The sequence below is a fragment of the Amycolatopsis sp. Hca4 genome (genome assembly GCF_013364075.1).
Classification (GTDB): domain Bacteria; phylum Actinomycetota; class Actinomycetes; order Mycobacteriales; family Pseudonocardiaceae; genus Amycolatopsis.
In genome coordinates, this window is the sequence record NZ_CP054925.1 from 6,426,641 (window position 1) to 6,451,291 (window position 24,651).

Consider the following 24,651-nt stretch of genomic DNA (forward strand, 5'->3'; position numbering starts at 1 on the left):
GGTGCTGCTGGCGGGCTTGTGCACGGTGGACGTCGTCCAGCGGGTCGAGGAGCTTCCGGCGCCGGGCGAGAAGGTGCAGTCGCTGCAGGTGGACGTCGCCGCGGGTGGGCCCGCGACGAACGCCGCGGTGACGGCGGCCGCGCTCGGCGCCGAAGCGACCCTGCTGACCGTCCTCGGTGCGCACCCGCTGGCGGCGCTGGCCCGCGCCGACCTCGAAACCCACGGCGTCCGGGTCGTCGACCTCGATCCCGCCCGGACCGCGCCGCCGCCGGTGAGCGCGGTCGCCGTCCGCGACCGCGACGGCGAGCGGACGGTCGTCTCCCGCAACGCGGCCGGGTCCGAAGCCGGCTGGAGCGGCACGGTCGACGCGGACGTGGTGCTCGTCGACGGCCACCACCCGAACCTCGCGCTTTCGGTCGCCCGCGCGGCCGGGGACGTCCCGGTCGTGCTCGACGCCGGGAGCTGGAAGCCCGTGCTCGACGACCTGCTGCCCCTGGTCGACATCGCCGCGTGTTCCGCGCACTTCAGCGCGCCGGGACCCGGCCTGCACGAGCGCGGCGTCCCCACCGTGATCACCACCGCGGGGCCCGGCCCGGTGCGCTGGTCCACTGCGGACGGCGGCTCGGGCGAGGTGCCTGTTGCGGGCGTCGAAGCGCGGGACACACTAGGAGCGGGCGACGTCTGGCACGGCGCGCTCGCCGTGGCCGTGACCCGCGAACGGACGGTGACGGACCGGATCCGCTTCGCCAACGAGGTGGCCGCCGAACGGGTGCGGCATGTGGGACCGCGGTCGTGGACGACCGCGATCGCAGGAAGGAACAGGACATGACGGCGTTCGACGACCTGCTGGCCAGGGCCGAGGGGCTGACCGTGCGCGGGCAGCGCAACGTGCTCGGGATCGTGGGCGCGCCCGCGTCCGGCAAGACCACGCTCGCCTGGGCGCTGGCCAACGCGCTCGGCTCGCGCGCGGCCGTGGTCGGCATGGACGGCTTCCACCTCGCGCAGGTCGAGCTGCGCCGGCTGGGCCGCACCGAGCGCAAGGGCGCCCCGGACACCTTCGACGCCGCGGGTTACTACCACCTGATCCGCCGCCTCGCCGAAGGCCGCGAAACGGTGTACGCGCCGGAGTTCCGCCGCGAGATCGAGGAGCCGATCGCCGGGGCGGTCGCGGTGCCGCCGGAGGTCCAGCTCGTCATCACCGAGGGCAACTACCTGCTGCTCCCGGACGACCCGTGGAGCGCGATCCGGCCGCTGCTCACCGAGGCCTGGTTCCTGGCGCCGGACGAGCCAGAGCGCATCGAGCGGCTCGTGTCGCGCCACCGCCGCTACGGCCGCTCGCTGGTCGAAGCCCGGCAGCGCGCGCTCGGCTCCGACCAGCGCAACGCCGACCTCATCTCGCAGACGCGGGACCGCGCGGACCTGGTTCTGGAGAACCTGCCGCTGGCCAACTTCGCGATTTGACGCTCGTCGTCACCGGCGGCAGCCGGGGCATCGGCGCGGCCATCTGCACGCTGGCCGCCGCGCGCGGCCACGACGTCGTCGTGAACTTCTCGGGTGAGGCCGCGCCCGCCGAAGCCGTCGCCGCGCAGGTGCGGGCGACGGGCCGGCAAGGGCTGGCGGTGCGCGCGGACGTCTCCAGCGAGGACGACGTCCGCGCCCTGTTCGCCGCGGCCGCCGAGCTGGGCCCGGTGACCGGCCTGGTCAACAACGCGGCGATCGTGGGCAACACCCCCGGCCGGTTGGAGGACTACGAGGTCGAGGTCGTCCGGCGCACCCTCGACGTGAACGTCACCGGGGTGTTCCTGTGCTGCCGCGAGGCGGTCCGCCGGATGTCCACCCGCCACGGCGGCCACGGCGGCGCGATCGTCAACATCTCCTCGACGGCGGCCCGCACCGGCTCGGCGGGCGAGTGGGTGCACTACGCGGCGTCGAAGGCGGCCGTGGACACGCTGACCTTCGGGCTCGCCCAGGAGGTCGCGGCGGAGGGGATCCGCGTCAACGCCGTGCGGCCGGGGATGATCCACACCGGCCTGCACGCGGCTGCGGGCCTGCCGGACCGGATGGCGGAGTACGCACCGCAGATTCCGATGCGCCGGGCCGGGCAGCCCGCGGAAATCGCCGAGGCGGTGCTGTTCCTGCTCTCGGCGGCGTCGTCGTTCACGACGGGCGCGGTACTGGACGTCGGCGGCGGCCGCTGATCCTTGTGAACCGGCATTTCCCGGCTTTCGTGTGGTGAGCGTTCCCGATACCGCGCGAAAGGTGAACAACCATGCGTACGTTCGAGCTGCCCGATTCGGTGAGCGGGACGACCGTTGACCGGATACTGGGCAGGCAGCTGATCCGGACCTGGGAGGAAGACGGGATCTTACAGGTCGCCGCCACCGCCGAGCAGGCCAGTGCCACCGGCGAAGCGCTCGCGGAAAGCCGGCGGTTCTTCGCGAGATCACTTCCGGAGAAAGCGAAGTTCGTCAGCGATCTGACCTACAGCGGTTACATCGCATCCGGCGAAGAAATGACCGCGGGCGAAGCCGACTACTCCGAAATCTTCACGGTTTGCCCGGACATCCCGCTCACCGACACCCGCGTCTCGGAGGGGTGGCCGTGTCACGGCCCGGTCCCGTGGCCGGACGAGGCGTACCGGACGGCGATGGAAGCCCACCTCCGTGAGGTCGGCGGGATCGGCGAGAAGCTGCTCCAGCTGGTCGCCCTCGGGCTCGGGGTGGAGATCGACCGGCTGACCCGGCTCACCCGCGACGGCTGGCACCACATGCGCGTGCTGCGCTTCCCGGCCCGGTCGGCGACCACCGAACGGGGGATCGGCGCCCACACCGACTACGGACTGCTCGTGATCGCGGCGCAGGACGACGTCGGCGGGCTGTTCATCCGGCCGCCGGTGGCCGGTGAGCCGCGGCGCCGGAACTGGCTGCCGGAGGAGAGCACGGCCGGGATGTACCAGGACGAGGAGCCCTGGCACTACGTCGAGCCCGAGCCGGCGGTGTTCACCGTGTTCCCCGGCGACATCCTGCAGTTCCTCACCGGTGGCAGGCTGCTGTCGACGCCGCACAAGGTCCGGCTCGCGGACCGCGAGCGGTACACGCTGGCCTACTTCCACGAGCCGGCGTTCGGCGTGACCGTGCGCCCGCTGGCCGGCGGCGACGAGACCATCCACTACGGGACGCACTTCACCAACATGTTCACCCGCTGCTATCCCGACCGGGTGACGACGAAGCGCATCCTCGCGGAGGGCCGCTTGCGGCTGCTCGACCGGTGACCATCACCGGCGGTCACCATCCGTAAGACGGGCGTGACCGCCGGTAGGTTCCGTCCGCGTGCTGGGACGGTCGGCGACGGGGAGATCACGATCGGACGCGGACTTGGTCACTCGCGTTTTGGCGAGCGAACGCTGTGCAACTCTGGGGAGCCGCACCGAGAAAGGACGGCTTCGGAAGCCATGGCGAAACTCATGTCCGTGCACCACCTGGCGCTCACCGTGACCGACGTGGACCGCAGCGTGCCGTGGTACGTCCGCGTCCTCGACCTCGAGGAGGTCACCCGGCGCGAAGAGCCGGACACGGGACTGCGCAAGGTCGCGCTGCGGTCCGCCGGCGACGAGTTCTCGGTGGTCCTGGTGCAGCACGCGGACACCGGGCGCCGCGGCTTCGACGAACGCCGCACCGGGCTGGACCACGTCGCGTTCCGCGTGCATTCGGCCGCCGAGCTGGCGGAGTGGGAGTGCAGGCTCCAGGAGTTCGGCGTCCACTACCAGGACGCGGCGCCGTCGCGCACGTTCGAAGGCTCGCGGGTCGTGGTGTTCCGCGACCCGGACGGCATCCAGCTGGAGATCTGGGCCGACCCGGAGCTCTGAGGCTCAGGCCCGCGCGTCGTCCCGCTCGTCCACCGGGCGCCGCATCTCCTGGCGGTACCGCAGCACGCCGTACCCGGTACCGATCACGAAGAACGCGATGCTGATCCACAGCGCCGCCGTCTTCAGCCACGGCAGGGCGTCCAGCAGGCCCGCGCCGTAGTAACCCAGCAGGACCAGCGTCGGCACCCACAGCAGGCCGCCGAGGGCCGTCGCCGCCATGAAGCGGCGAGGGTCCATCCGGGCGGCGCCCGCGATCAGCGGGGCCAGCGTCCTGATCCACGGGATCCAGCGGGCCGCCACGATCGCGAAGAAACCCCGCCGGTCCAGGAACCGCTGCGCCCGCTCGAGGGCCTGCCGGTTCAGCACCTTGCCGTCGCGGCGGGCGATGAGCTTCGTCCCGCCCGTGCGGCCGATGTAGTACCCGATCTGGTTGCCCAGGACCGCGACGATGAGCGCGGCCCCCGACAGGAACCACGCGTTGGCGTCCGAGCCGTGCTGGGCCAGCACCACGCCCGCCCCGAACAGGAGCGAATCACCGGGCAGGAACAGCCCGATGATGAGCGCGCACTCGACCAGCACGAAGCTCAGCACGATCACCCAGACGAGCAGCGGTCCGGCGGTGTCCAGCCAGCTCACGCCGACGCCCGCGGCCTCGATGCTCACGACGTTCACACCGCGAGCCTACGTGGCCCGGGTGAACGGGCCGCGGCTAACGGTCAAATCGAGCCCGCTGGAAGTTTCAGCTTTCACCAACGGTGAAGGCCCCCTCACCAGCGGTGAGAGGGCCTTTCCGCGAAAGCTCAGAACTGCGGCAGCGTCTCGCCCTGCACCGCTTCGACGTCCAGCTCGATCTTCACCGTCGTGCCGACCGCGGCGACACCGGCGCGGACCATCGCGCTGTAGTTGATCGCGAAGTCGTTCCGGTGCAACGTCGTCTCGGCGTGGAACGCGACGCGCACGCCGCCCCACGGGTCCGGGCCCCAGCCGCCGTAGGTCAGCTCGAGCTCGACCTCGCGGCGCTCGCCGTGCAGCGTCAGCTCGCCCAGCAGCGTCCACGAGTCCGGGCCGCGCTGCCGCAGCCCGGTGCTGGTGAACGTGATCACCGGGTGCACGTCGACGTCGAGGAAGTCCGGTGAGCGCAGGTGGTCGTCGCGCATCCGGATGCCGGTTTCGATGCTCGCCGCCTTGATCTCGGCGTGCACCGACGACCGCTCGGCCGGGCGGCCGATCTCGATCCGGCCGGAGACGTCCGGGAACCGCGCTTTGATGCTCGCGATGCCCAGGTGCCGCGCGGTCGCGACCACCGACGTGTGCATCGGGTCGATCACCCACGGCCCGGCGGGCGGCAGCTCGACCGCCTCGGCGACCGGGGCCAGCACCACGTCGCCGAGCGAGCCGCTGCCGTCCGAAGCGATCTGGGCCGTCCGCGCGATCGGGGTGTACCCGGCGGCCGTGACGACCGCCGTGTACGCACCCGGAGCGAGCGCGTCGGTGACGACCTCGCCGCGCACGTCCGCCGCCTGCCGGGCGACCTGCCGCCCGGCCGGGTCGGTGACGGTGAGCACCGCGTGCTCCACCGCCCAGCCCTCGGCCGTGCGGAAGGTTGCGCGCAGGCCGGTCATGACCGGTCGACCAGCTCGTCGAGGGCCTGGTCGTAGCTCAGCCGGACGTCGTGGTCCGCTTCGCCACCGGTCAGCTCCACCTGGCTGGTCGCCGGCGGGTAGCCGCTCGCGACCACGGTGTACGCGCCCGCGGGCAGGTCGCTGACCACGTACTTGCCTTCGCCGTCGGTCCGGGCCACGGCCGCGACGTTGCCTTCGGCGTCGAGCACGGTGATCCGCGCGTCGGGGACCACCCGGTCGCCCTCGGTGCGCGCGGTGCCGGACAGCAGCACCGAGCTCGCGAGCTCGACGTCGTGGCGCAGCACGCCGCTGTCGGGCACGGTGAGCGTCACCGCGAAGGGCCGGTAGCCCTCGCTGCTGGCGACCAGGGTGTACGCCCCGGCGCCGACCCCGACGAACGCGTAGGTGCCGTCCGTGGTCGTGATGAACGCGCCGTTCACCTCGCCGCGGCCGTCGGTCAGCGTCACCGTCACGTTCGGCAGCGGCTGGCCGGTCGCGGCCGCCCGGACGGTGCCGGTCAGCTCGCCGGACCCGGTGAGCGTGACGTCGACCGTGGCCGGCCCGTTGCTGATCACGACGCTGGAGGCCTGCGGCTGGTGGCCGTGCGCGGACACGATGAGCACGTACGCGCCCGGGCCCTGGCTCGGCACCGAGTAGCTGCCGTCGGCCGCCCCGGTGGCCCGCGCGACCTGGCGGCCGCGCTGGTCGATGAGGGTCAGCGCGGCGCCCGCCACGTGGCTGCCGTCCTGGCGCCGGACGTGGCCGGTCACCGGCACGCCGCCCGCGCCGACGGGGGTGTCGAGCTCGGACTCCGCAACGGAGTTCGTGATCGGCAGCGCACCCGAAACGGCCTGGTAGTCGCCGTGCCCGTTGGTGCTCAGCGCGTGCTTGCCGCCGCTGCCCACGAGCGCGGGTTCGCGGTCGACCGGGCGGACCGGTTCGACGATCTCGGTGGGCTCGTCGGCGTGGTCGTCCGCCTCGAGCAGCGCCTCGCCGCCCTCCATGGCCGCCGCGGCCGGGGCCGCGTTGGTCAGCGGGATCTCCTTCATGAACAGCAGCACCAGCGTGGCCAGCAGGGCCACCGCACCCGCGATGTAGAACACCGTGGTGATCGACTCGGTGAAGCCGATCAGCACCGGCGTCCGGATCGCCTCGGGCAGGCTCTGGATGCCGCTGGTGTTCTCCGACAGGTTGCCGATGCCCGCGCCGGCGCCGGCCGGCAGCTGCCCGCCGAACGCCTTGGTGATGTTCGGCAGCAGCGTGTTGAACAGGACGGTCAGGAAGATCGCGACACCGGCGGTACCACCGATCTGGCGGAAGAAGGTCGCCGACGCGGTCGAGACACCCATGTCGCTGCGCGGGCCCGCGTTCTGCACCGCGATGATCAGCGTCTGCATGCACTGGCCGAGGCCGAGACCGATGATGGCGGCCGCGACCAGCGGGTGCCACAGCGCCGAGTCGTACTTGACCTGGGCGAAGAGGAACGCGCCGCCGGCGATCATGATGGTGCCGATGATCGGGAAGATCTTGTAGCGCCCGGTCTTCCCGGTGATCCGGCCGGAGACGATCGAGCTGAGCATGATGCCGGCCATCAGCGGCAGCATCAGCAGCCCGGACTCGGTCGGCGTGTAGCCCTGCACGACCTGCATGAACTGCGGGATCATGGTGATCGCGCCGAACATCGCGACACCGACGATGACACCGCCGATGATCGCCACGGTGAAGGTCGAGTTCTTGAACAGCCGCAGCGGGATCAGCGCGGCGTCCTTCATCCAGCGCTCGACGACGATGAAGGCGATCACGCCGACACCGCCGATGACGTAGCAGAGGATCGACTTCTGGTCGCCCCAGCCCCACTTCTGGCCCTGCTCGGCGACGATCAGGAACGGCACGACCGCGACGACCATCGTCAGCGCGCCCCACCAGTCGATCTTGTGCTTGTGCGGCGTGTGCGGCACGTTCAGCACCCGGGCCACGACGAACAGCGCGATGACGCCGATCGGGACGTTGATCAGGAAGACCCAGCGCCAGCCGTGCAGGCCGGCCAGCGAGTCGATGCCCGCGAAGAAGCCGCCCAGCACCGGGCCGAGCACGGTCGACAGGCCGAAGACGGCCAGGATGTAGCCCTGGTACTTCGCGCGTTCACGCGGCGGCACGATGTCGCCGAGGATGGTCATGGCCAGCGACATCAGGCCGCCGGCGCCGAGACCCTGCACCGCGCGGAACGCGGCGAGCTGGTACATCGACGTCGCGAACGTCGAAGCGAGCGAACCGGCGACGAAGATGGTGATCGCGGTCAGGTAGAACGGCTTGCGCCCGTAGATGTCGGAGAGCTTGCCGTAGATCGGCGTGACGATCGTCGAGGTGATCAGGTACGCCGTGGTCGCCCAGGCCTGCAGGTCGAAGCCGTGCAGGTCGTTGGCGATCTTGACGATCGAGGTACCCACGATCGTCTGGTCGAGCGCGGCCAGGAACATGCCGCACATCAGGCCGCTCAGGATCGTGACGATCTGGCGGTGGCTCAGCCGTGGCGGTTGGCCCGCCTCGGGCTGAGCGGGAGCTTCGGTGGTGGAACTCATGCGTTGGCCCCCTTGGCCGGTGCACCGGCGGACGCGTGCGCGTCGGCCAGCTGTGGAGAGTGGTTCTCGATACCTGTGTTGAGGCGGCCGAAGAGGCGGTTCAGGGTGCGGATTTCCCCGTCCGTCCAGTCCCCGAGCACCTCGGCCAGCCACTGGTTGCGCTGCTTGCGGTTCTCTTCGAACACCCGCATGCCCTCCGGCGTCGGCGCGAGCAGGCAGGCACGCCCGTCTTCCGGGTCGGCCTGGCGCTCCACCAGGCCGTGCTGGACGAGCGAGCTGGACTGCCTGCTGATCGTGGAGATCTCGGAGTGCAGTGACTCGGCCAGCTTGCTGGTCCGCTGCGGGCCCTCGTGGATGAGGGTGAAGAGGATCGCGTACGCCGCCCGCTCGATGCCGTCCGGACCCTGCTTCGAGACCTGCGACTTCGCCTTGTTGATCAGGCGGACCAGGCGCACGAGCTCGTGCCCGAGCTGGTCGGCGAGGTCCAGCTCGGCGGTGGGCCGGGTGGTGTTCGTTGCCATCAATGGTCCTTCAAGGCGTTGGTTGGCAGCTGCAACTAGTTGCCTCAGGCAAGGATGTGCCTTCATCTGCGGTTGTGCAAGCGGAGTACCTCGTGATGTGGCAGAACACACTTTAGTTGTCGTATGCAAGCAAGATTCCTCCGGGCTGCTCGGAACAACGGCGGCCGCGGCGGGTTGAGAACGGTATGACCGACGACACAGCGTTGAAGGACTTCCTGGCCACCCACCGCCACGGTGTTCTCGCCACGATCCGGCGCGACGGCCGGCCGCAGCTGTCCACCATCACCTACCTCTACGAGCCGGAGTCCGCGAAGTTCATCGCGTCGATCACCGAGACCAGGGCGAAGACGAAGAACATGCGCCGTGACCCGCGGGTGACGTTCCACGTGGGCAGCGAGGACGGCTGGAGCTACGTCGTCGTCGAGGGCCGCGCTTCGCTCACCCCGCCGGCCGCGGCGCCCGACGACGACACGGTGGAAGCGCTGGTCGGCTACTACCGCCGGGCGGCGGGCGAGCACCCGGACTGGGCCGAGTACCGCGAGGCGATGGTCAACGACCAGCGGGTACTGCTGACCGTCCACGTCGAGAAGCTGCTGGGGCTGGTCCGCTGACTGCTCCGTTACGGCTGGTTTCGAAAGAACATTTCCGCAGTGCGGACTGTCCGGGCTTACGATGAGGCCATGAGCAACGAAGCTTTGGTCACCCGGCTCCGGGACCTGCTCGGCAAGGGCGCCGTGCTCACCGACTCCGACGTCACCGCCTCCTACGCCCGCGACATGATGCCGCTGGCGCCGTCGGGCACGCCGCTCGCCGTCGTGCTGCCCGCGAACACGGAGCAGGTGCAAGCGGTGGTGAAGGCGTGCGCCGAGGCGAAGGTGCCGATCGTGCCGCGCGGGGCGGGCAGCGGCCTGTCGGGCGCGGCGAACGCGATCGACGGCTGCGTCACGCTGTCGCTGACCAAGCTCAACGAGATCGTCGAGATCGACGCCGGCAACCGGCTGGCCGTGGTCCAGCCGGGCGTGGTCAACCTGGACTTCCGCAACGCCGTGGAGAAGCACGGGCTGTTCTACCCACCGGACCCGTCCAGCTACGACTGGTGCACGATCGGCGGCAACCTGTCGACCAACGCGGGCGGCCTCTGCTGCGTGAAGTACGGCGTGACGACGGATTCGGTGCTCGGCCTGGAGGTCGTCCTGGCCGACGGGTCGCTGCTGAAGACCGGCCGCCGCACCGTGAAGGGCGTCGCGGGCTACGACCTCGCACGGCTGTTCGTGGGCAGCGAGGGCACGCTCGGCGTGATCACCCAGGCAACGGTCCAGCTCAAGCCCCTGCCCCAGGCCCCGGCGACGCTGGTCGCGGGCTTCAGCACGACCGAAGCGGCCGGGGAGGCCGTCGCGCGGGTGGTCCGCGAAGGGCTGGTGCCGTCACTGCTGGAGATCATGGACGCGTCGTCGATCAAGGCGTCCGAGGCGTACCTGAAGACGGACCTCGGGGCGGGCTCGGACTGCCAGGCGCTGCTGCTGGGCCAGTCGGACGCGGGCGGCGAGGTGGCCCGCCGCGAGCTGGCGGCGCTGGAGCAGATCTGCGTCGACTGCGGAGCGGACCTGGCGTACACGACCGAGGACCTCGAAGAGGGGCGCATGCTCCTGCAGGCCCGCCGGGTGGTGCTGACGGCGCTGGAGACGTACGGCCTGTGGCTGACCGACGACGTGTGCGTGCCGCGGACGCGCATCGCGGAGCTGATCCGGGGCTGCGAGAAGATCAGCTCGGAGGTGGGGCTCCGCATCGCGGTGGTGGGTCACGCCGGCGACGGCAACATGCACCCGACGATCGTGTACCAGCCGGACGACCCGTCGGAGTTCTCGCGGGCGCAGCGCGCGTTCGACGAAATCCTCGAGGTGGGGCTGTCCCTGGGCGGGACGGTGACCGGCGAGCACGGGGTCGGGAAGATCAAGCGCGAGTGGCTGGCGCGGGAGATCGGACCGGTGGGGCTGCGGGTGCACCAGGAGATCAAGCGGGCGCTGGACCCGGAGAACCTGTTCAACCCGGGCTCGATGTTCTCGATGACCTGAGCTCAGTCCCGGATGCGGGGAATGCGCTGGGTGACCTCGGGGTCGGTCTCCGTGACGGCCTTCTTCTCGCGGCGCGCCTTCAGGTACTCGATGACGATCGGGACCACGGAAATCAGCACGATCAGGACGAAGATCGCATCGATGTTCTTGCCGATGAAGGGGATGTCACCGAGGAGGTAGCCGAGCACCGTGATGCCGGCAGCCCACAGGATGCCGCCGATCACCGTGTAGGTGAAGTAGGTCTTGGGACTCATCCGGCCGATGCCGGCGATCCAGGTGATGAACGTCCGGACGAAGGGCACGAACCGGGCCAGCACGACCGCCTTCGGCCCGTGCCTCTCCAGGAAGGCGTGCGTTTTGTCGACGTGTTCGCGCTTGAAGAACTTCGAGTCGGGCCGGTTGAACAGCTTCGGCCCGGCGAAGTAGCCGATGTAGTAGCCGACCACGTTGCCCAGCAGCGCCGAGACGGTCACGAGCACGCAGGTCAGCCACAGGGGGAACAGCTTGTCGTTCGCGATGAGCAGACCCGCGGTGAAGAGCAGGGAGTCCCCGGGCAACACCGGGAAGATGCTGCTCTCGATGAAGATCACGAGGCACAGCACCGCGACCGCGGGCCCGGCCACGCCGTCGAGCAGGACGTTCGGGTCCAGCCATGACGGCAGCAGGGACATCGTGTTGACCGTGCTCTGGGCGAGAATCACCTGGAAAACGGTACAGGGTCACCCTGAGTCGTGACTGAGACCCGCCTCAGACCAACGTCAGCAGGCCCACCACGGACCCCGCGGCGAGCCCCAGCAGCACCGCCAGCATCAGGATCCAGTACGCGGGCAGCTGGGCGGCCTGGCGCGGCGGCTCCGGGGGACGCGGGGCGAACGTCGTCGGCGCCTCCGCGTCCAAGGCCGCTCGCTCGCGCTCCAGGGAGTCCGCGCTCGCGCCCGACAGCAGCCCGTACGCCGACGGCAGCTCGTTGATCGCGCTGGTCGGGACCGCGTCCGTGACCGGTTCCGAAGTAGGGACTGCGGGCGACGACCCCGTGGCGGACGGCGACACCTGCGGTGCGAAGACGGCTTGCGCGCGAAGGGCGTCCGCCAGCAACTGCTCGGGGTCCTTCGGCTCGCTCATCTCCGCCCGTCTCCATCAAGTGGGGGATGCCCCCACGCCCCCGCCGGGGCTCTGCCCCGGAGCCCCGGGGTTCAGCAACGTCTACGTACTCAAGGTAGCCGTTCCCACCTCGGCGACCCATTCTCCCCGGCGCAGCACTTTCGCCGGCCGCAGGTCCTGGTCGAGGACCACGATGTCGGCCTGGTACCCGGCGCACAGCATGCCGGTGCGGTCCGCGATGCCGAGCAGCTCCGCCGGCCGCTGCGACGTCGCGTGCACCGCGTCGAGGATGCCGAGTTTCGCACCCCGGACCAGATTGCGGAAGGCGGTGTCCATCGTCAGGGTGCTGCCGGCCAGCGAACCGTTGTCGGCGAGGGTGGCGACGCCGTCGTGGACGTCGACCTCGAGGCGGCCCAGCGTGTAGCGGCCGTCCGCCGCGTCCGTCGCCGACATCGCGTCGGTGATCAGGACCGTCCGGTTGCGGCCCGCGTGCTTCGCCGCCAGGCGCACGACCGTCGGGTGCAGGTGGACCAGGTCGCAGATCAGCTCGATGGTGATGCGCTCGTCGTCCAGCAGCGCGCCGATCGGGCCGGGCTCGCGGTGGTGCAGCGGCCGCATGCCGTTGAACAGGTGGGTCGCCACCGTCGCGCCCGCGTCGATCGCCGGCAGCAGCTGCTCCTCGACGCCGTCGGTGTGCCCGATGGCCGCGATGACGCCGGACTCGGCGAGCTGGCGGACGGCCTTGACCCCGCCGTGCAGCTCGGGGGCGATGGTGACCATCCGGATCGCGCCCTGGCCCGCGCGCAGCAGCTTCTCGACCGTGCCGGTGTCCGGTTCGAGCAGGGTCTCCGGGTCGTGCGCGCCGCAGCGGGCCTTCGAGATGAACGGCCCCTCCAGGTGGATGCCCGCGACCTCGCCGTCCTGGACGAGCTCACGCAGGGCGGCGACCTGCTCGCGCAGGATGTCCACCGGGTCCGAGACCAGGCTGGCCAGCATGGTCGTGGTGCCGTGACGGCGGTGCGCGCGCACCGCCGTCAGGAGTTCCTCGGGATCGAGGGAGGTGAACGAGCCACCTCCCCCGCCGTGGCAGTGGGTGTCGACGAAACCAGGCACGACCAGTGCCCCGCCGACGTCCACGTGCTCGCCGGACGGCGGGGTCCCGGAACCCACGCCGGCGATCCGCCCGTCGGTGACGGCGACCCAGCCGTCGTCGAGTACACGGTCCGGGGCAGCGACCCGGCCGCCCATGATCACGAAATCTCCGGCGCCTCTCACGCACCCCAGCATATATTGGTCTGGACCAAGCACGGTGATACGACTCAGTGATCGGGATGGTCCACCCGGGTCACTGTGGGGCTTGCATGGCCTTCTGGAGTGCCTCGAGCGCCCGGCTGGCGGTCGACTTAACGGTACCCTTGGAAATACCTGCGGCCTCAGAGATCTCGGCCTCGCTCAGCCCGCCGTAGTAGCGGAGCACCAGCACTTCGCGCTGGCGGGGCGGCAGCTTCGACAGCGCGCTGACCACGGCCTGGTGCTCGCTGGAGAGCATCGCGAGGCTCTCCGCGGAGCGTGCGTTCACGGCGTGTGGCGGCACGTACTCGCGCGCGGTCTTGCGGCGGCGCAGCACGCTGCGCGACCCGTTGACCACCGCGGTGCGCAGGTAGCCGACCGCGGCCGCGGCGTCCCGGAGCCTGCCCCAGTTGCGGTGCAGGCCGGTGAAGGCCTCCTGGACCACGTCTTCCGCCGTCGCGGGCTCGTCGACCAGCAGAATCGCCAGCCGGACCAGCCGCATGCGGTGCTGGCGGTAGAGGTCTTCGAGGGTCAGGGGTGCGGCGGTCTGCGCCGGAGCCGGACCGTCCATGACCCGCAGGTGGCCGAGGGTCGCCTCGACACTGCGCTCCGCATTGCCCTCGAGCATGAACCCCTGCCTGTTCTCGACCCCGGTTTGCACGGTGTGCCGCGTCAGCAGGTTCACGGTATTCACAGCGCTCACACAGGTACTGACGCACGCCCAGCCTATCGGGTTCGGATGCCGGTGCCACAGATCGGATGCTGGTACAGAACCGTGACACGGGTAGCGTCGGGAGCAGTCCGTCCCGCGCCGACCCCGGAGATCCACATGGCCTGGTTCCTCGTCGAAATCACCTACGTCCAGGAGAAGATGCCGGACGTCCGGCCGCGTCACCGCGAGTTCCTGAGCAAGCTGGCCGCGGAGGGCCGCGTCGCGGTCGCCGGGCCGCTCGGCGACGGCACCGGAGGAGTCACGCTGTACCAGGCCGACGACGAGGCGCACCTCAAGGAGACGATCGACCAGGACCCGTACTTCCTGGAAGGCGTCATCGCCGAGCGGTCCGTCCGCGAGTTCAAGCCGGTGATCGGCGCCTGGCTGCCCCAGGAGTCATAGGTCCAGCACGGCGGGGCCGCGGTCGACGCAGATCCGCAGGGATCCGCCGTCGGCCGTGGGCACCGCGCAGGTCCCGCAGAAGCCCTGCCGGCACGAATACGGCGTGCCGGGCCGGGCCGCCAGCAGGACGTCGAGGGCGCTCCGGTCGCCCGGCACCTCCAAGACGCGTCCTGACCTGCGCAGAACCAGCCGGAACGGCTCGCCGGCGACGATCGGCGGCGGGGCGAACCGTTCGAAGTGGACGGCCTTGGCCGCGGTCAGGGCCAGGTCGGCGCGGACGCCGGTGATCATCGGCGCCGGGCCGCAGCAGTAGACGGACGCGCCCTCCGGCAGGCCCTCGAGCAGCTCGGCGCCGGAGGCCGGGATGCCGTACTCGGTGTCCGGGCGGATCCACACGCGGTCGTCGTCCGGCAGCTCGCCGAGGAACGGCATCGACCCGCGGCTGCGTCCGGTGTAGACCAGCCGCCAGTCCGCGCCCGCTGCCACGCAGCGGCGCACCATCGGCAGGATCGGCGTGATCCCGATGCCGCCGGCGACGAACAGGAACGGCCCGGCGCCGACGAGGGGGAACGCGGTCCGCGGGCCCCGCACGGTGACGCGGGTGCCCGGGGCCAGGGCGTGGACCTCGCCGGACGCGGTGCCGATCCGCCGGACGGCGATCCGGTAGTGCGTCCGGTCGTCCGGGTCGCCGCACAGCGAGTACTGCCTGACCAGGCCGGACGGCAGCACCAGGTCGATGTGCGCGCCCGGGCGCCAGGCCGGCAGCGGGGTGTCGCCACCGGCGAGCCGCAGGCTCACGACGTCATCGGCTTCGGGCCGGATCCTTTCGACGACCAGCGAAAGGTTGCGGTCCACGGCGCGCACGGGCGGCCGCCGCTGCCCGCTCAATTGCGACAACCGCCGGTAAACGCCCACCACACCGACCAAAGCGGACATCAGGTGATCGGTGCGCCCGCTGCCGTCGAGCCGGGTGGGGCGCCCGAGGGTCACCCCGCAGCCCGGGCCGCCGGCGAGCTCGCCAGGTAGGCCACGGCCTGCTCGGTGTTCCCGGTCTCCGCCGGGTGGTAGCCGCGGCGGAAGTAGGGCCGGATCTCCCGCACCAGGTCGCGCCCGGACGGCAGCAGCCCCCGCTTCGCCGCCCGGCGGTAGCCCCGCAGCGACGCGCGGCCGGGCACGGCCGGGTCGTGGCGCATCAGGTACCGCGTGCCACGGGCGAAGACCCAAGCCAGCACCGGCGTCACCGCCGCCATGCTGCGGACCCGCCGTCCGTACCGCCCGTCGAGGTGCACGAACAGGTCGAACGCCACCGACCGGTGCTCGACCTCCTCGGCGCCGTGCCAGCGCAGCAGGTCCAGCATCACCGGGTCGGCGCCCGCGGCCTCCAGGGGCGCGTCGAGCACCCACTGGCCGAGGAACGCCGTGTAGTGCTCGATCGCGGCGATGATCCCCAGCCGCTCGACCAGCCACTCTTCGGCGGCCTGCCCGGTCAGGTCGCGGTCGCCCAGCAGCTTCCGGAACAGCCACTCCATCTGCGCCACGAACGGCCGCACCGGCACGCCCGCCACTTCGAGGTGCGCGGCCGCGCCGTCGTGGGCCTCGGCGTGCACGGCCTCCTGGCCGATGAAGCCGAGGACGTCCTCCTTGAGCCGCTCGTCGCGGATCAGCGGCACCGCCTGCTTGAACACCTCGACGAACCAGCGCTCGCCCTCGGGCAGCGCCAGGTGCAGCACGTTGATGGTGTGCGTGGCCTGCGGCTCGCCGGGGATCCAGTGCATCGGCAGCGCCGCCCAGTCGAACTTCACGTCCCGCGCGTGCAGGACGAGCTGTTCGTCCGGGGACGTCACGACGCCCGGCCGGACAGCTCGTAGTCGGCCGGGTCGACCTTGCGCGTCTCGAGCCAGTAGCGCCAGGTGAAGCCGGGCCAGATCGTCCGGTTGACGCCCTTCGCGTCGAGGTACCAGCTCTTGCAGCCGCCCTGCGTCCAGACGCCCTTGACCAGCTTGTCCTGGATCTCGCGCTGGAACTCGTCCTGCACGCCCGGCCGGACGTCGAGGGCGGCGGCGCCGCGCGAATCGGCGAGCTTGATCGCGTCGACGACGTACCGCGACTGCGACTCGATCATGAACACGACGGAGTTGTGGCCCAGCGCGGTGTTCGGCCCGAGCAGGAAGAACAGGTTGGGGAAGCCGGAGACGGTGATCCCCTTGTGGGTCTGCATGCCCTCGCTCGCCCACTCCTTGGCGAGGTCGCGGCCGTCGACGCCGGTGATGGTGAGGTACTCCAGCGCGTCGGTCACCTTGAAGCCGGTGCCGTAGACGATGGCGTCGACCTCGTGCTCCACGCCGGCGGAGTCGACGATCGAGTGCGCCTTGACCTCGCGGATCCCCTCGGTGACGACGTCGACGTTCGGCCGGCCCAGCGCCGGGTAGTAGTCGTTGGAGATCAGGACGCGCTTGCAGCCCATCGTGTAGTCCGGCGTGACCTTCCTGCGCAGCGCCGGGTCCTTGATGCCCTTCGCGATGTTCCGCTTCGCGATCAGCTCGCCGGCCTTCATGATCGCCGGGTGGCCGTTGAAGCCGATGGCGCGGGCTTCGAGCAGCCAGTAGAGCGCGTTGCGGTACAGGCGCTGGGTGCCGGGCACGCGCTTGAACAGCGTCTGCGCCCAGCCCGGCATCGCGTGGTCGGGCTTCGGCATGATCCACGGCGGTGTCCGCTGGAAGAGCGTCAGCTCGGCGACCTCGGGGGCGATCTTCGGGACGAACTGGACGGCACTGGCGCCGGTGCCGACCACGGCGACCTTCTTGCCGCGCAGGTCGTACTCGTGGTTCCACCGCGCGGAGTGCCAGGTCTGGCCCTGGAAGTTGCCGATCCCGGGCAGCTCGGGGACCTGCGGGATGTGCAGCCCGCCGACGCCGGAGACGAGGAACTGCGCGACGAACTCGCGGCCGTCCCTGGTCGTCGCCGTCCAGCGGCGCTCCCGCTCGTCCCAGTGGGCACCGGTCAGCTCGACGCCGAAACGGATCTTCTCGCGCAGCCGGTACTTGTCCGCGACACCCTTGAGGTAGTCGAAGATCTCCGGCTGCGGCGAGAACGACCGCGACCAGCCCGGGTTCTGCTCGTACGAGAACGAGTACATGTGCGACTGCACGTCGCACGCGCACCCGGGGTAGGAGTTGTCGCGCCAGGTGCCGCCCACCTCGGTGGCCTTCTCCAGGATCACGTAGTCCCGGATGCCGGCCTTTTCGAGCTGGATCGCCTGGCCGAGCCCGGAGAACCCGGTGCCCACGATCACGACCTTGAACCGCTCGGTCATCTGTCGGCCTCCGCTGCGTCGAGTTGGCTGCCTAGATGACGTTACCTCAGGTAACAGTTACTTGGAAGTACTGCCTACCGATCAGTACGTCCCGCCGAGCTTGCCGTGGTCCCAGCTGACGACCTTGGTCGGCCGGAACACCAGCCCGACGCGTTTCGCGGCCTGACCTGCGATGAAAGCCTGCAGTTCGGCGGGCGCCGGGTCACCCGGCTTGGCGCCGGAGTACCGCTGCATCAGCGCGGTGCCCATCCGGGTGACCTCTTCGGTGTCCTCGACGATCACGACGTCGGCCTCGAACGAGACGCCGCGGAGCTTCTCGTAGCTGTCGCCGTCCTCGACCAGCACGGTCGCCTCCGGCAGCCGCCGGAAGTTCTTAGCCTTCTGGGACGTGCCGTACGTCCAGGTCGCGACGCCGTCTTCGTGCGGGAAGTACCAGAGCGGCGCGAGGTGCGGGCGGCCGTTCGGGCCGACGCTGGCGACGTTGATGACCTTCTGCTCCGCGAGGTACGCGCGGACCTCGTCCTCGGTCATCCTGATCTGGTCGCGACGGGACATCTTCACCCCTTGGTGGCAGCCCGGCCGCCGTGGCCGGTGACCGCCGACTCGAACGAACCGCGGGCCTCGATGTCGGCGAGCGCGGCCTTGTCCGCCGACGGTACCCGGCTGCGGGAGCCGATTTCGATCACCGGCGGCAGGAACGCGCGGAGCAGCTTGAGCCCGCCGACCCAGCGCGGCACGTGGATGGTCCGGGCGCGCTTGAGGATGCCGGCTTCGAGGTCGTCCAGCGCGACGTCCAGCGGGTAGGTCTTGCCGATCAGGCCCGGCATCGACGCGCGGAGCTTACCGAACACCGGGTGCGCGTCGGCGCTCTCGACCAGGTCGGTGCGGATCCACGTCGGGTGCGCGACGCCGACCTTGACGCCCAGGTGGGCGACCTCGGCGCGGAGGCTGTTCGAGAAGGCCTCGACGCCGGCCTTGGCGGCGGCGTAGTTGGCCATGCCCGGCGCGTGCGTGATGGCGGCGAGGCTGGAGATGGCGAGCAGGTAGCCCTTGCGCTCGATGACGTGCGGGAGCGTGACGCGGAACGTGCGCCAGACACCGAGCAGGTCGACCTCGATGACCTTCTCGAACGCGGCCCGGTCGACCGAGCGGACGAAGCCCGCGGTCGCGATGCCGGCGTTCGCGATGACGATGTCGATCCCGCCGAAGTGCTCGACGACCCCCTTGGTGGCCTGCTCGAGGGCGTCCCAGCTGGTGACGTCGGCTTCCCAGGCGTGGGCGTTGGGCCCGATCCGGTCGGCGACCTTCTGCTGCTCGTCGGCTTCGAGGCCGACGAGGGCGACCTTGGCGCCGCGGGCGGCCAGCCGCTCGGCCAGCCCGGCGCCGATGCCGCGGGCCGCGCCGGTGATCAGCACGACCTTGCCGTCGACCTTCTTGGTGCCGCTCAGCAGCGAAAACGGGTTGGCCACGGTGCCCTCCTAGACGTCACTTGAGGGCACCGTACCTCACCTTACCCGCAGTAAGCTACCCATGAGTATGTTCAGGCCGCGGCCTCGCTCAGTGCGGTGAGCTCCGATCCGGTGAGCTCGAGCGAGACCGACGCGACCAGGTCGGTGAGCTGCTCGGGCGTCCGGGCGCTGGCGATCGGGGCGGCGACCGTCGGCTGCTGCCGCAGCCACGCGAGCGCGACCGTGGCGACGGAAACACCGTGGGCCTGGGCGAGTTCGTCCAGCGCGGCGAGCACGCGCTCGCCGTTTCCGTCCAAATAGGACGCGGCGCGGGCGGCGCGCGGGCTGTCGCCGAGCTCGTCCTTCGAGCGGTACTTGCCGGTGAGAAAACCCTTCGCGAGGGCGAAGTACGGCAGCGTCGCGAGGCCCTCGCGCGCGACGAGGGGTGCGAGGTCGTGCTCGTAGTCCCGCTCGACCAGGTTGTAGTGCGGCTGCAGCACGGCGAACCGCGCGAGCCCGTTCTGGTCCGAAATGGACAGTGCGGCGGCGAGCCGCTCGGCGGTGTAGTTCGACGCGCCGAGGTAGCGGACCTTGCCCGCGCGGACCAGCGCGTCGAACGCTGCCAGCGTCTCCTCGAGCGGGGTGTCCGGGTCGTCGCGGTGGGCGTAGTAGAGGTCGATGTGGTCGGTCCGCAGGCGGCGCAGCGAGTCCTCCGCCGCGGCCTGGATGTTCTTCGCGGACAGGCCGGGCCGGTCGTCCCACATCCCGACCTTGGTGGCGACGACGACGTCGTCGCGCCGGCCGCGCGCGGCCAGCCAGTTGCCGATGATGGTTTCCGAGCCACCGCCGCCGCCGTAGAGGTCGGCGCTGTCCAGGAAGTTGCCGCCGGCCGCGGTGTAGGCGTCGAGGACGGCGAAGGACTGCGGCTCGTCGGCCGTCCAACCGAAAACGTTGCACCCGAGGTTGAGGCCGTACACGTCGAGGTCGGTGTTGCCCAGCTTGGTCATGGTTCCGACATTAGTTGCCGGTTCCGGGAGGAAAACCGGCGTCTCACGCGTTGGAGTGTTCCATGGCTATCGAACTGGGCAAGCTCGGAATCTGGCGGCACTACTCGGGCGTCGACGCGGACTTCGCGGCGGAGGCGGAGAAGCTCGGCTACGGCGCGATCTGGTTGGGCGGTTCACCCGGCGGCGACCTCGAGTACGTCGACGACCTGCTCGGCGCGACGGACTCCCTGGTCGTCGCGACCGGCATCGTGAACATCTGGCAGGACGAACCGGCGTCGATCGCGAAGGCGTACGAGCGCATCGCCGGGAAGTACCCGGACCGCTTCCTGCTCGGCGTCGGCGCCGGCCACCCCGAGCACACGCAGGAGTTCAAGAAGCCCTACGCGGCGATCGTCGAGTACCTGGACGGCCTGGACGCGGCGGGCGTCCCGGTGGCGGGCCGCGCGCTGGCCGCACTGGGCCCGAAGGTGGTCCGGCTGTCCGGCGACCGCACGGCGGGCGCGCACCCGTACCTGGTGACGCCGCAGCACACGCGCGAGGCGCGGGAAATCCTCGGTGACGGCAAGCTGCTGGCCCCGGAGCACAAGGTGGTCCTCGGCACCGACGCGGCCGAGGCCAGGGCGATCGGCCGCACCACCGTCAAGTTCTACCTCGGGCTGTCGAACTACGTCGCCAACCTGCGGAAACTCGGCTTCACCGACGACGACCTCGCGGGCGAAGGCAGCGACCGCCTGGTCGACGCGCTGGTCCTGCACGGTGACGCCGAGACGATCGCGGCGGGCCTGCGCGAGCACTTCGAGGCCGGCGCGGACCACGTGAACATCCAGGTCCTGAACGAGGACCCGTGGCCCGCCTACCGTGCGCTGGCGGCCGAGCTGCTGTGACGTCCGTCCGGCCGCCGGCGCGCCCGGCGGCCGGGCTCCTCCTTCTGAACCGATTCCACGTGCGGAGAAGTTTCTCCCCGGGGACCGGTGTGCGTCGGCGGTGCACCTCGTACGATGCGGTCGGGACCACCCTGTGCCAAGGAGGAGTCAACGATGCCCATCGCCACCCCCGAGGTCTACGCGGAGATGCTCGACCGGGCCAAGGCGAACGAGTTCGCCTACCCGGCCATCAACGTGACCTCGTCCGAGACCGTGAACGCCGCCATCCGCGGCTTCGCCGAGGCGGAGAGCGACGGCATCATCCAGTTCTCCACCGGTGGTGCGGAGTTCGCGTCCGGCCAGAAGGTCAAGGACATGGTGACCGGCGCGACCGCGCTGGCGGAGTTCGCGCAGGTCGTCGCGGCGAAGTACGACGTGAACGTCGCGCTGCACACCGACCACTGCCCGAAGGACAAGCTGGACGGCTTCGTCCGCCCGCTGATCGAGATCTCGGCCGAGCGCGTGAAGAACGGCCAGAACCCGCTGTTCCAGTCCCACATGTGGGACGGCTCGGCGATCGACCTCGACGAGAACCTCGAGATCGCCGCGGAGCTGCTGGCCAAGACGGCGGCCGCGAAGATCATCCTCGAGGTCGAGATCGGCGTCGTCGGCGGCGAAGAGGACGGCGTCGAGGCGGAGATCAACGAGAAGCTGTACACGGCCGAAGGCGACTTCCTGAAGACGATCGACGCGCTGGGAGCCGGCGAGAAGGGCCGCTACCTGCTGGCGGCGACGTTCGGCAACGTCCACGGCGTGTACAAGCCGGGCAACGTGAAGCTCCGCCCGGACGTCCTGAAGGGCGGCCAGGAGGCGGCGGCGAAGAAGCTCGGCCTGGACAGCGGCGCCAAGCCCTTCGAGCTGGTCTTCCACGGCGGCTCGGGTTCGCTCCCGGAGGAGATCCGCGAGGCGGTTTCGTACGGCGTGGTGAAGATGAACGTGGACACGGACACGCAGTACGCGTTCACTCGCCCGATCGTGGACCACTTCTTCAAGAACTACGACGGCGTCCTGAAGATCGACGGCGAGGTCGGGAACAAGAAGGTGTACGACCCGCGCTCGTACCTGAAGGCGGCTGAGGCCGGGATGGCGGCTCGGGTCGTCGAGGCCTGCCAGGCTCTGGGCTCGGCGGGGACGAAGCTCAAGTAGGTCTTTTCGCGCGAAGGGCCGCCACGGTGTTCCGTGGCGGCCCTCGTCGTGTTCAGACTTCGACGACTTCGAGCAGGTTCTCGAGGCCGCGGAAGTCCTTCGCGTTCCGGGTGTACAGCGGCAAACCGTGCACGGAGGCGATGGCGGCGATCATCAGGTCCATCCGGCGCGGCCGTGGTGACCGGCCCGCGGCGATGGTCAGCGCAACCAGCGTGCCGTATCGCGCGGCGGCTTCGCCGTCGAACGGCAACGGCGTGAATTCGACGATGGCGGCGCCCAGCTGCTCGTTCCGGAGCGCCTTCGTGGCCGCGTCCGCCGTCATGACGACGCCCTGGTGCAGCTCGGCCATGGTGACCGCGGTGATCTCCGGGAACTCCGGAAGCCGTTCCGGGTCCAGCGAGCCGAGCTCGATGTAGGTGCAGGTGTCGAGCACGCCGGCGGCGTGGCGTTCAGCCACGCTTGCGCTCCCACGGGTTGTCGTCATCCCCGAGGCGATCGTCGCCGAAGAACGCTTCGGCATCCCGCCGCAGCTCCGCGGCATCGACTCTCGGCAGTCGCTTGTGCCGCTCGACCAGTTCTGCCGCGGTGAATCGCTTCCGGCGCGACAAGGGCCGCAGTTCGGCGATCTCCACGCCGTTGCGGGTGACGTGGTACGTCTCGCCGGCTTCGACCGCGTCCATGATCGCGGCCGAGTTGTTCCGGAACTCGCGCTGGCTGATGACGTTCACCAGCCGAGTGTAGCACCGGGTGCTACACGGTTACCCGCTTTGCCGACCACCGCTGCGAAGCCGGTCCGGCCACCGCCCAGAGTGCGAACACCCCGCCCAGCACCACCAAAGCCGTCCAGTACGCCGCCGGTGGGGCCGACTCCGTGTGGGCGTCCCCGAGCACCCACGGCCGGAACTGCGACTGGATCCAGAACGCCCCGTACCCGAACGCCGTCACCAGCAGCGCCCCCGCGCCGGCCTGCAAGACACCCGATCCGAGCGAAAACGCCAGGTCCACCGCCAGCCCCACGAACAGCAGGTAGAACGGCACCGTCGAAACCGGAAAACCCAGCCCCAGCAACAGCGGCCACATCACCGACCGGTAAGCCACATACGCCAGCGCCACCGAAGTAGCCGCCCAGCGGAAGCCCAGCGTCCGCCGGGCCAGCACCAAGATCAACGCCATCACGCCGATGCCCCACAGCGGGTACACCCACGAGGGAATCGGCATCGTGAAGTGCAGCACCGCCGTCCGGTCGACCGGGTGGCCGATCTGGTTGGCCGCGAAGTCCAGCAGGGACTTCTCCGCCTCCGGCTCGCCGCGCTCCCACGCGCGCAGCCCGAGGATCCCGTACTCCTGCTGGCCGTTCGGGAAGAACGTGTTCTCCAGGAAGAACGCCCACAGCGCCAGGAGCACGCCCGTCCGGAAGCGGCCCGGCGGAGAAAACTTCAGCCAGCCCAGCAGGACGCCCGCCTGCATGATGCCCGTGCCCAGGTACAGCATCATGTGGGACGGGCTCCACGCGGTCAGGTCCAGGCCGTTCACCCGGTGGTTGATCACGTCCAGCGGCGCCGCCACCAGGAAGACCAGCAGGCCGATCTGCATCAAGCGCAGAGAGCGGCGATCGGCACCCAGGCCCGTGTAGCTGTGGATCGCCACCAGCACCACGATGATCACCGTGCCCACGGTGTTGATCAGGTGGGGCGGGGCCAGGTCGTCGCGCAGCCACATGAAGTGCCACGACATGTCCCACGACGAACCGAGCAGCTTGAACGCGAACGCCGTCAGCCACATGCCGTAGCAGAACCTGAGCACCCAGTCCGGGGTCGGCTGCCCGGGGGCGCCGCGGTGCCAGTGCCGCGTGAAGAACAGCCGCGTCTTCGCGACGGGGCTGCGCGGGATCACGTCCACCGGGACGTCGACTGCCTTGGCCATGCCGGACATCATGGCCGGTCATGGTCACGAGTGGGCCAAGACCGTGGCAAACGACGCGAAAATCGGGGTTCCCCGACCTTCTTCCCCACCACCACCCTCAACGGAGGCGCTTCGCGCCCGGGGTTCACCCCTACGGGTGGCGGACTTGCTTCCGGTGCACCCGGCTTGGCATGGTGTCCCGCCATGATGCCGAAACGAGTTGTCGCGGGCGTGCTCGTCGCCGCCCTGGTGCTGGCCGGAGCCGGGGTGCTCGGGAGCCTCTTCCTCTAGGGGCAGAATGGCCCCATGACGCACAACCTGCTCGGCCCCGAGCCGACGCTGCTGCCCGAGCACACCGCCGCCCAGGCCGCGCTCGACGCCGGGACCGACCCGGCCACCGTCGCCGCCGAACACCCCGACTACAGCGAGGCGTGGGCCTCGCTCGCCGAGAAGGCGCTGGACGCCGGCGAGACCGTCGCCGCGTACGCCTACGCCCGGACCGGCTACCACCGGGGGCTCGACCAGCTGCGCCGGGCCGGCTGGAAGGGCTTCGGCCCTGTCCCGTGGTCGCACCGCCCCAACCAGGGCTTCCTGCGCGCCCTCGCCGTGCTCGGCAAGGCCGCCGGGAAGATCGGCGAGACCGAGGAGTTCGAGCGCTGCCGGACCTTCCTCGCCGACTCCGACCCCGCCGCCGCGGAAGCCACCGGCCTCAAGTGACGCCGTGGGCCCGGGACCGCGCGGTCCCGGG

General features: G+C 70.5%; 28 protein-coding genes. 11 read left to right on the plus strand and 17 right to left on the minus strand.

Translation table 11 applies throughout. The features are described 5' to 3' along the window. Position 1 precedes the first annotated feature (1 nt). The 5 genes from HUT10_RS28700 to HUT10_RS28720 all read left to right on the plus strand — a co-directional run bounded on the left by HUT10_RS28700 (position 2) and on the right by HUT10_RS28720 (position 3,865). Positions 2-829, plus strand: a complete 828-nt coding sequence (locus HUT10_RS28700) for a PfkB family carbohydrate kinase (RefSeq protein ID WP_176178061.1) — start codon at positions 2-4, stop codon at positions 827-829. After that, the gene (locus HUT10_RS28705) at positions 826-1,461 is read left to right on the plus strand and encodes a nucleoside/nucleotide kinase family protein (protein ID WP_043787338.1); all 636 of its coding nucleotides are present in this window, start codon (positions 826-828) and stop codon (positions 1,459-1,461) included. The genes HUT10_RS28700 and HUT10_RS28705 overlap by 4 nt, the downstream gene beginning before the upstream one ends. Next, a complete protein-coding gene (locus HUT10_RS28710) occupies positions 1,458-2,198 on the plus strand; it encodes an SDR family oxidoreductase (protein ID WP_176174047.1) in 741 nt (246 codons plus the stop codon). The genes HUT10_RS28705 and HUT10_RS28710 overlap by 4 nt, the downstream gene beginning before the upstream one ends. Positions 2,199-2,269: 71 nt before the next feature. Next, positions 2,270-3,271, plus strand: a complete 1,002-nt coding sequence (locus tag HUT10_RS28715) for an isopenicillin N synthase family oxygenase (protein WP_176174048.1) — start codon at positions 2,270-2,272, stop codon at positions 3,269-3,271. Positions 3,272-3,451: 180 nt separating this feature from the next. After that, entirely contained in the window at positions 3,452-3,865 is a 414-nt protein-coding gene (locus HUT10_RS28720) for a VOC family protein (protein WP_176174049.1), read from the plus strand. Between the two features lie 3 nt (positions 3,866-3,868). Here HUT10_RS28720 and HUT10_RS28725 read toward each other — a convergent pair whose 3' ends face one another. The 4 genes from HUT10_RS28725 to HUT10_RS28740 all read right to left on the minus strand — a co-directional run bounded on the left by HUT10_RS28725 (position 3,869) and on the right by HUT10_RS28740 (position 8,587). Continuing rightward, complete coding sequence (locus HUT10_RS28725) at positions 3,869-4,537, minus strand: DedA family protein (protein WP_176174050.1); 669 nt, start codon at positions 4,535-4,537, stop codon at positions 3,869-3,871. A 128-nt stretch (positions 4,538-4,665) separates the two neighbouring features. Then, a complete protein-coding gene (locus tag HUT10_RS28730) occupies positions 4,666-5,487 on the minus strand; it encodes a YceI family protein (protein ID WP_176174051.1) in 822 nt (273 codons plus the stop codon). Next, complete coding sequence (locus tag HUT10_RS28735) at positions 5,484-8,066, minus strand: MFS transporter (protein ID WP_176174052.1); 2,583 nt, start codon at positions 8,064-8,066, stop codon at positions 5,484-5,486. The genes HUT10_RS28730 and HUT10_RS28735 overlap by 4 nt, the downstream gene beginning before the upstream one ends. Continuing rightward, entirely contained in the window at positions 8,063-8,587 is a 525-nt protein-coding gene (locus tag HUT10_RS28740; protein WP_176174053.1) for a MarR family winged helix-turn-helix transcriptional regulator, read from the minus strand. The genes HUT10_RS28735 and HUT10_RS28740 overlap by 4 nt, the downstream gene beginning before the upstream one ends. 185 nt (positions 8,588-8,772) lie before the next feature. Between HUT10_RS28740 and HUT10_RS28745 the strand changes: the two genes are divergently transcribed. Both HUT10_RS28745 and HUT10_RS28750 read left to right on the plus strand, forming a co-directional pair. Then, positions 8,773-9,198 (plus strand): PPOX class F420-dependent oxidoreductase, encoded by a 426-nt coding sequence (locus tag HUT10_RS28745; RefSeq protein WP_176174054.1) that lies wholly within the window; start codon positions 8,773-8,775, stop codon positions 9,196-9,198. Between the two features lie 69 nt (positions 9,199-9,267). After that, on the plus strand, positions 9,268-10,659 hold the full coding sequence (locus HUT10_RS28750) for an FAD-binding oxidoreductase (RefSeq protein WP_176174055.1): 1,392 nt from the start codon (positions 9,268-9,270) through the stop codon (positions 10,657-10,659). 2 nt (positions 10,660-10,661) lie between these two features. Here HUT10_RS28750 and HUT10_RS28755 read toward each other — a convergent pair whose 3' ends face one another. From HUT10_RS28755 to HUT10_RS28770, 4 genes are all read right to left on the minus strand, one after another. After that, entirely contained in the window at positions 10,662-11,360 is a 699-nt protein-coding gene (locus tag HUT10_RS28755) for a DedA family protein (protein ID WP_176174056.1), read from the minus strand. Positions 11,361-11,406: 46 nt separating this feature from the next. Beyond that, positions 11,407-11,781 carry a hypothetical protein gene (locus HUT10_RS28760; RefSeq protein WP_176174057.1) on the minus strand — a complete coding sequence of 125 codons (375 nt, stop codon included), beginning with the start codon at positions 11,779-11,781 and terminating at the stop codon, positions 11,407-11,409. An 81-nt stretch (positions 11,782-11,862) separates the two neighbouring features. Next, a complete protein-coding gene (gene nagA / locus HUT10_RS28765) occupies positions 11,863-13,014 on the minus strand; it encodes an N-acetylglucosamine-6-phosphate deacetylase (protein ID WP_176178062.1) in 1,152 nt (383 codons plus the stop codon). A gap of 91 nt (positions 13,015-13,105) precedes the next feature. Next, the gene (locus HUT10_RS28770) at positions 13,106-13,678 is read right to left on the minus strand and encodes an RNA polymerase sigma factor (protein ID WP_163046624.1); all 573 of its coding nucleotides are present in this window, start codon (positions 13,676-13,678) and stop codon (positions 13,106-13,108) included. A gap of 201 nt (positions 13,679-13,879) precedes the next feature. Between HUT10_RS28770 and HUT10_RS28775 the strand changes: the two genes are divergently transcribed. Further along, entirely contained in the window at positions 13,880-14,164 is a 285-nt protein-coding gene (locus HUT10_RS28775; RefSeq protein WP_176174058.1) for a YciI family protein, read from the plus strand. Here the strand turns inward: HUT10_RS28775 and HUT10_RS28780 are convergent. From HUT10_RS28780 to HUT10_RS28805, 6 genes are all read right to left on the minus strand, one after another. Beyond that, positions 14,159-15,154 (minus strand): PDR/VanB family oxidoreductase, encoded by a 996-nt coding sequence (locus HUT10_RS28780; RefSeq protein ID WP_217709650.1) that lies wholly within the window; start codon positions 15,152-15,154, stop codon positions 14,159-14,161. The two genes, HUT10_RS28775 and HUT10_RS28780, sit on opposite strands and share 6 nt — an antisense overlap. Beyond that, positions 15,151-16,008, minus strand: coding sequence for a metal-dependent hydrolase (locus HUT10_RS28785; protein ID WP_176174059.1), 858 nt, complete (start codon positions 16,006-16,008; stop codon positions 15,151-15,153). Before HUT10_RS28785 ends, HUT10_RS28780 begins: the two co-directional genes overlap by 4 nt. Continuing rightward, positions 16,005-17,477 carry an NAD(P)/FAD-dependent oxidoreductase gene (locus HUT10_RS28790; RefSeq protein ID WP_176174060.1) on the minus strand — a complete coding sequence of 491 codons (1,473 nt, stop codon included), beginning with the start codon at positions 17,475-17,477 and terminating at the stop codon, positions 16,005-16,007. Before HUT10_RS28790 ends, HUT10_RS28785 begins: the two co-directional genes overlap by 4 nt. An 81-nt stretch (positions 17,478-17,558) precedes the next feature. Beyond that, the gene (locus HUT10_RS28795) at positions 17,559-18,032 is read right to left on the minus strand and encodes a pyridoxamine 5'-phosphate oxidase family protein (protein WP_176174061.1); all 474 of its coding nucleotides are present in this window, start codon (positions 18,030-18,032) and stop codon (positions 17,559-17,561) included. Positions 18,033-18,034: 2 nt separating this feature from the next. Beyond that, positions 18,035-18,946: an SDR family oxidoreductase gene (locus HUT10_RS28800; RefSeq protein WP_176174062.1), complete on the minus strand. Its 912-nt coding sequence runs from the start codon at positions 18,944-18,946 to the stop codon at positions 18,035-18,037. A gap of 71 nt (positions 18,947-19,017) precedes the next feature. Continuing rightward, the gene (locus tag HUT10_RS28805; RefSeq protein ID WP_176174063.1) at positions 19,018-19,932 is read right to left on the minus strand and encodes an aldo/keto reductase; all 915 of its coding nucleotides are present in this window, start codon (positions 19,930-19,932) and stop codon (positions 19,018-19,020) included. 62 nt (positions 19,933-19,994) lie between these two features. Between HUT10_RS28805 and HUT10_RS28810 the strand changes: the two genes are divergently transcribed. Beyond that, a complete protein-coding gene (locus HUT10_RS28810) occupies positions 19,995-20,816 on the plus strand; it encodes an LLM class F420-dependent oxidoreductase (protein ID WP_176174064.1) in 822 nt (273 codons plus the stop codon). A 153-nt stretch (positions 20,817-20,969) separates the two neighbouring features. Beyond that, the gene (fbaA, locus tag HUT10_RS28815) at positions 20,970-22,001 is read left to right on the plus strand and encodes a class II fructose-bisphosphate aldolase (RefSeq protein WP_176174065.1); all 1,032 of its coding nucleotides are present in this window, start codon (positions 20,970-20,972) and stop codon (positions 21,999-22,001) included. Positions 22,002-22,053: 52 nt separating this feature from the next. Here fbaA and HUT10_RS28820 read toward each other — a convergent pair whose 3' ends face one another. Genes HUT10_RS28820 through HUT10_RS28830 form a run of 3 tightly spaced genes read right to left on the minus strand, consistent with a single transcriptional unit; the run spans position 22,054 to position 23,924 of the window. Next, entirely contained in the window at positions 22,054-22,458 is a 405-nt protein-coding gene (locus HUT10_RS28820) for a type II toxin-antitoxin system VapC family toxin (protein WP_176174066.1), read from the minus strand. Then, positions 22,451-22,729, minus strand: a complete 279-nt coding sequence (locus HUT10_RS28825; protein WP_176174067.1) for a type II toxin-antitoxin system Phd/YefM family antitoxin — start codon at positions 22,727-22,729, stop codon at positions 22,451-22,453. Before HUT10_RS28825 ends, HUT10_RS28820 begins: the two co-directional genes overlap by 8 nt. A gap of 22 nt (positions 22,730-22,751) precedes the next feature. Further along, the gene (locus tag HUT10_RS28830; RefSeq protein WP_176174068.1) at positions 22,752-23,924 is read right to left on the minus strand and encodes a hypothetical protein; all 1,173 of its coding nucleotides are present in this window, start codon (positions 23,922-23,924) and stop codon (positions 22,752-22,754) included. Between the two features lie 285 nt (positions 23,925-24,209). Here HUT10_RS28830 and HUT10_RS28835 point away from each other — a divergent pair, with 285 nt between their 5' ends. Further along, positions 24,210-24,620: a DUF3151 domain-containing protein gene (locus tag HUT10_RS28835; RefSeq protein ID WP_176174069.1), complete on the plus strand. Its 411-nt coding sequence runs from the start codon at positions 24,210-24,212 to the stop codon at positions 24,618-24,620. Positions 24,621-24,651 lie beyond the last annotated feature (31 nt).

What these genes read in the sequence shown, in the direction of transcription:
- HUT10_RS28735 (WP_176174052.1), bottom strand. Translation starts at nt 8,066, where the DNA reads ATGAGTTCCACCACCGAAGCTCCCGCTCAGCCCGAGGCGGGCCAACCG.
- HUT10_RS28835 (WP_176174069.1), top strand. Translation starts at nt 24,210, where the DNA reads ATGACGCACAACCTGCTCGGCCCCGAGCCGACGCTGCTGCCCGAGCAC.
- HUT10_RS28730 (WP_176174051.1), bottom strand. Translation starts at nt 5,487, where the DNA reads ATGACCGGCCTGCGCGCAACCTTCCGCACGGCCGAGGGCTGGGCGGTG.
- HUT10_RS28705 (WP_043787338.1), top strand. Translation starts at nt 826, where the DNA reads ATGACGGCGTTCGACGACCTGCTGGCCAGGGCCGAGGGGCTGACCGTG.
- HUT10_RS28790 (WP_176174060.1), bottom strand. Translation starts at nt 17,477, where the DNA reads ATGACCGAGCGGTTCAAGGTCGTGATCGTGGGCACCGGGTTCTCCGGG.
- HUT10_RS28760 (WP_176174057.1), bottom strand. Translation starts at nt 11,781, where the DNA reads ATGAGCGAGCCGAAGGACCCCGAGCAGTTGCTGGCGGACGCCCTTCGC.
- HUT10_RS28720 (WP_176174049.1), top strand. Translation starts at nt 3,452, where the DNA reads ATGGCGAAACTCATGTCCGTGCACCACCTGGCGCTCACCGTGACCGAC.
- HUT10_RS28810 (WP_176174064.1), top strand. Translation starts at nt 19,995, where the DNA reads ATGGCTATCGAACTGGGCAAGCTCGGAATCTGGCGGCACTACTCGGGC.
- HUT10_RS28750 (WP_176174055.1), top strand. Translation starts at nt 9,268, where the DNA reads ATGAGCAACGAAGCTTTGGTCACCCGGCTCCGGGACCTGCTCGGCAAG.
- HUT10_RS28775 (WP_176174058.1), top strand. Translation starts at nt 13,880, where the DNA reads ATGGCCTGGTTCCTCGTCGAAATCACCTACGTCCAGGAGAAGATGCCG.
- HUT10_RS28830 (WP_176174068.1), bottom strand. Translation starts at nt 23,924, where the DNA reads ATGGCCAAGGCAGTCGACGTCCCGGTGGACGTGATCCCGCGCAGCCCC.
- HUT10_RS28715 (WP_176174048.1), top strand. Translation starts at nt 2,270, where the DNA reads ATGCGTACGTTCGAGCTGCCCGATTCGGTGAGCGGGACGACCGTTGAC.
- fbaA (WP_176174065.1), top strand. Translation starts at nt 20,970, where the DNA reads ATGCCCATCGCCACCCCCGAGGTCTACGCGGAGATGCTCGACCGGGCC.
- HUT10_RS28795 (WP_176174061.1), bottom strand. Translation starts at nt 18,032, where the DNA reads ATGTCCCGTCGCGACCAGATCAGGATGACCGAGGACGAGGTCCGCGCG.
- HUT10_RS28770 (WP_163046624.1), bottom strand. Translation starts at nt 13,678, where the DNA reads ATGCTCGAGGGCAATGCGGAGCGCAGTGTCGAGGCGACCCTCGGCCAC.
- HUT10_RS28745 (WP_176174054.1), top strand. Translation starts at nt 8,773, where the DNA reads ATGACCGACGACACAGCGTTGAAGGACTTCCTGGCCACCCACCGCCAC.
- HUT10_RS28805 (WP_176174063.1), bottom strand. Translation starts at nt 19,932, where the DNA reads ATGACCAAGCTGGGCAACACCGACCTCGACGTGTACGGCCTCAACCTC.
- HUT10_RS28740 (WP_176174053.1), bottom strand. Translation starts at nt 8,587, where the DNA reads ATGGCAACGAACACCACCCGGCCCACCGCCGAGCTGGACCTCGCCGAC.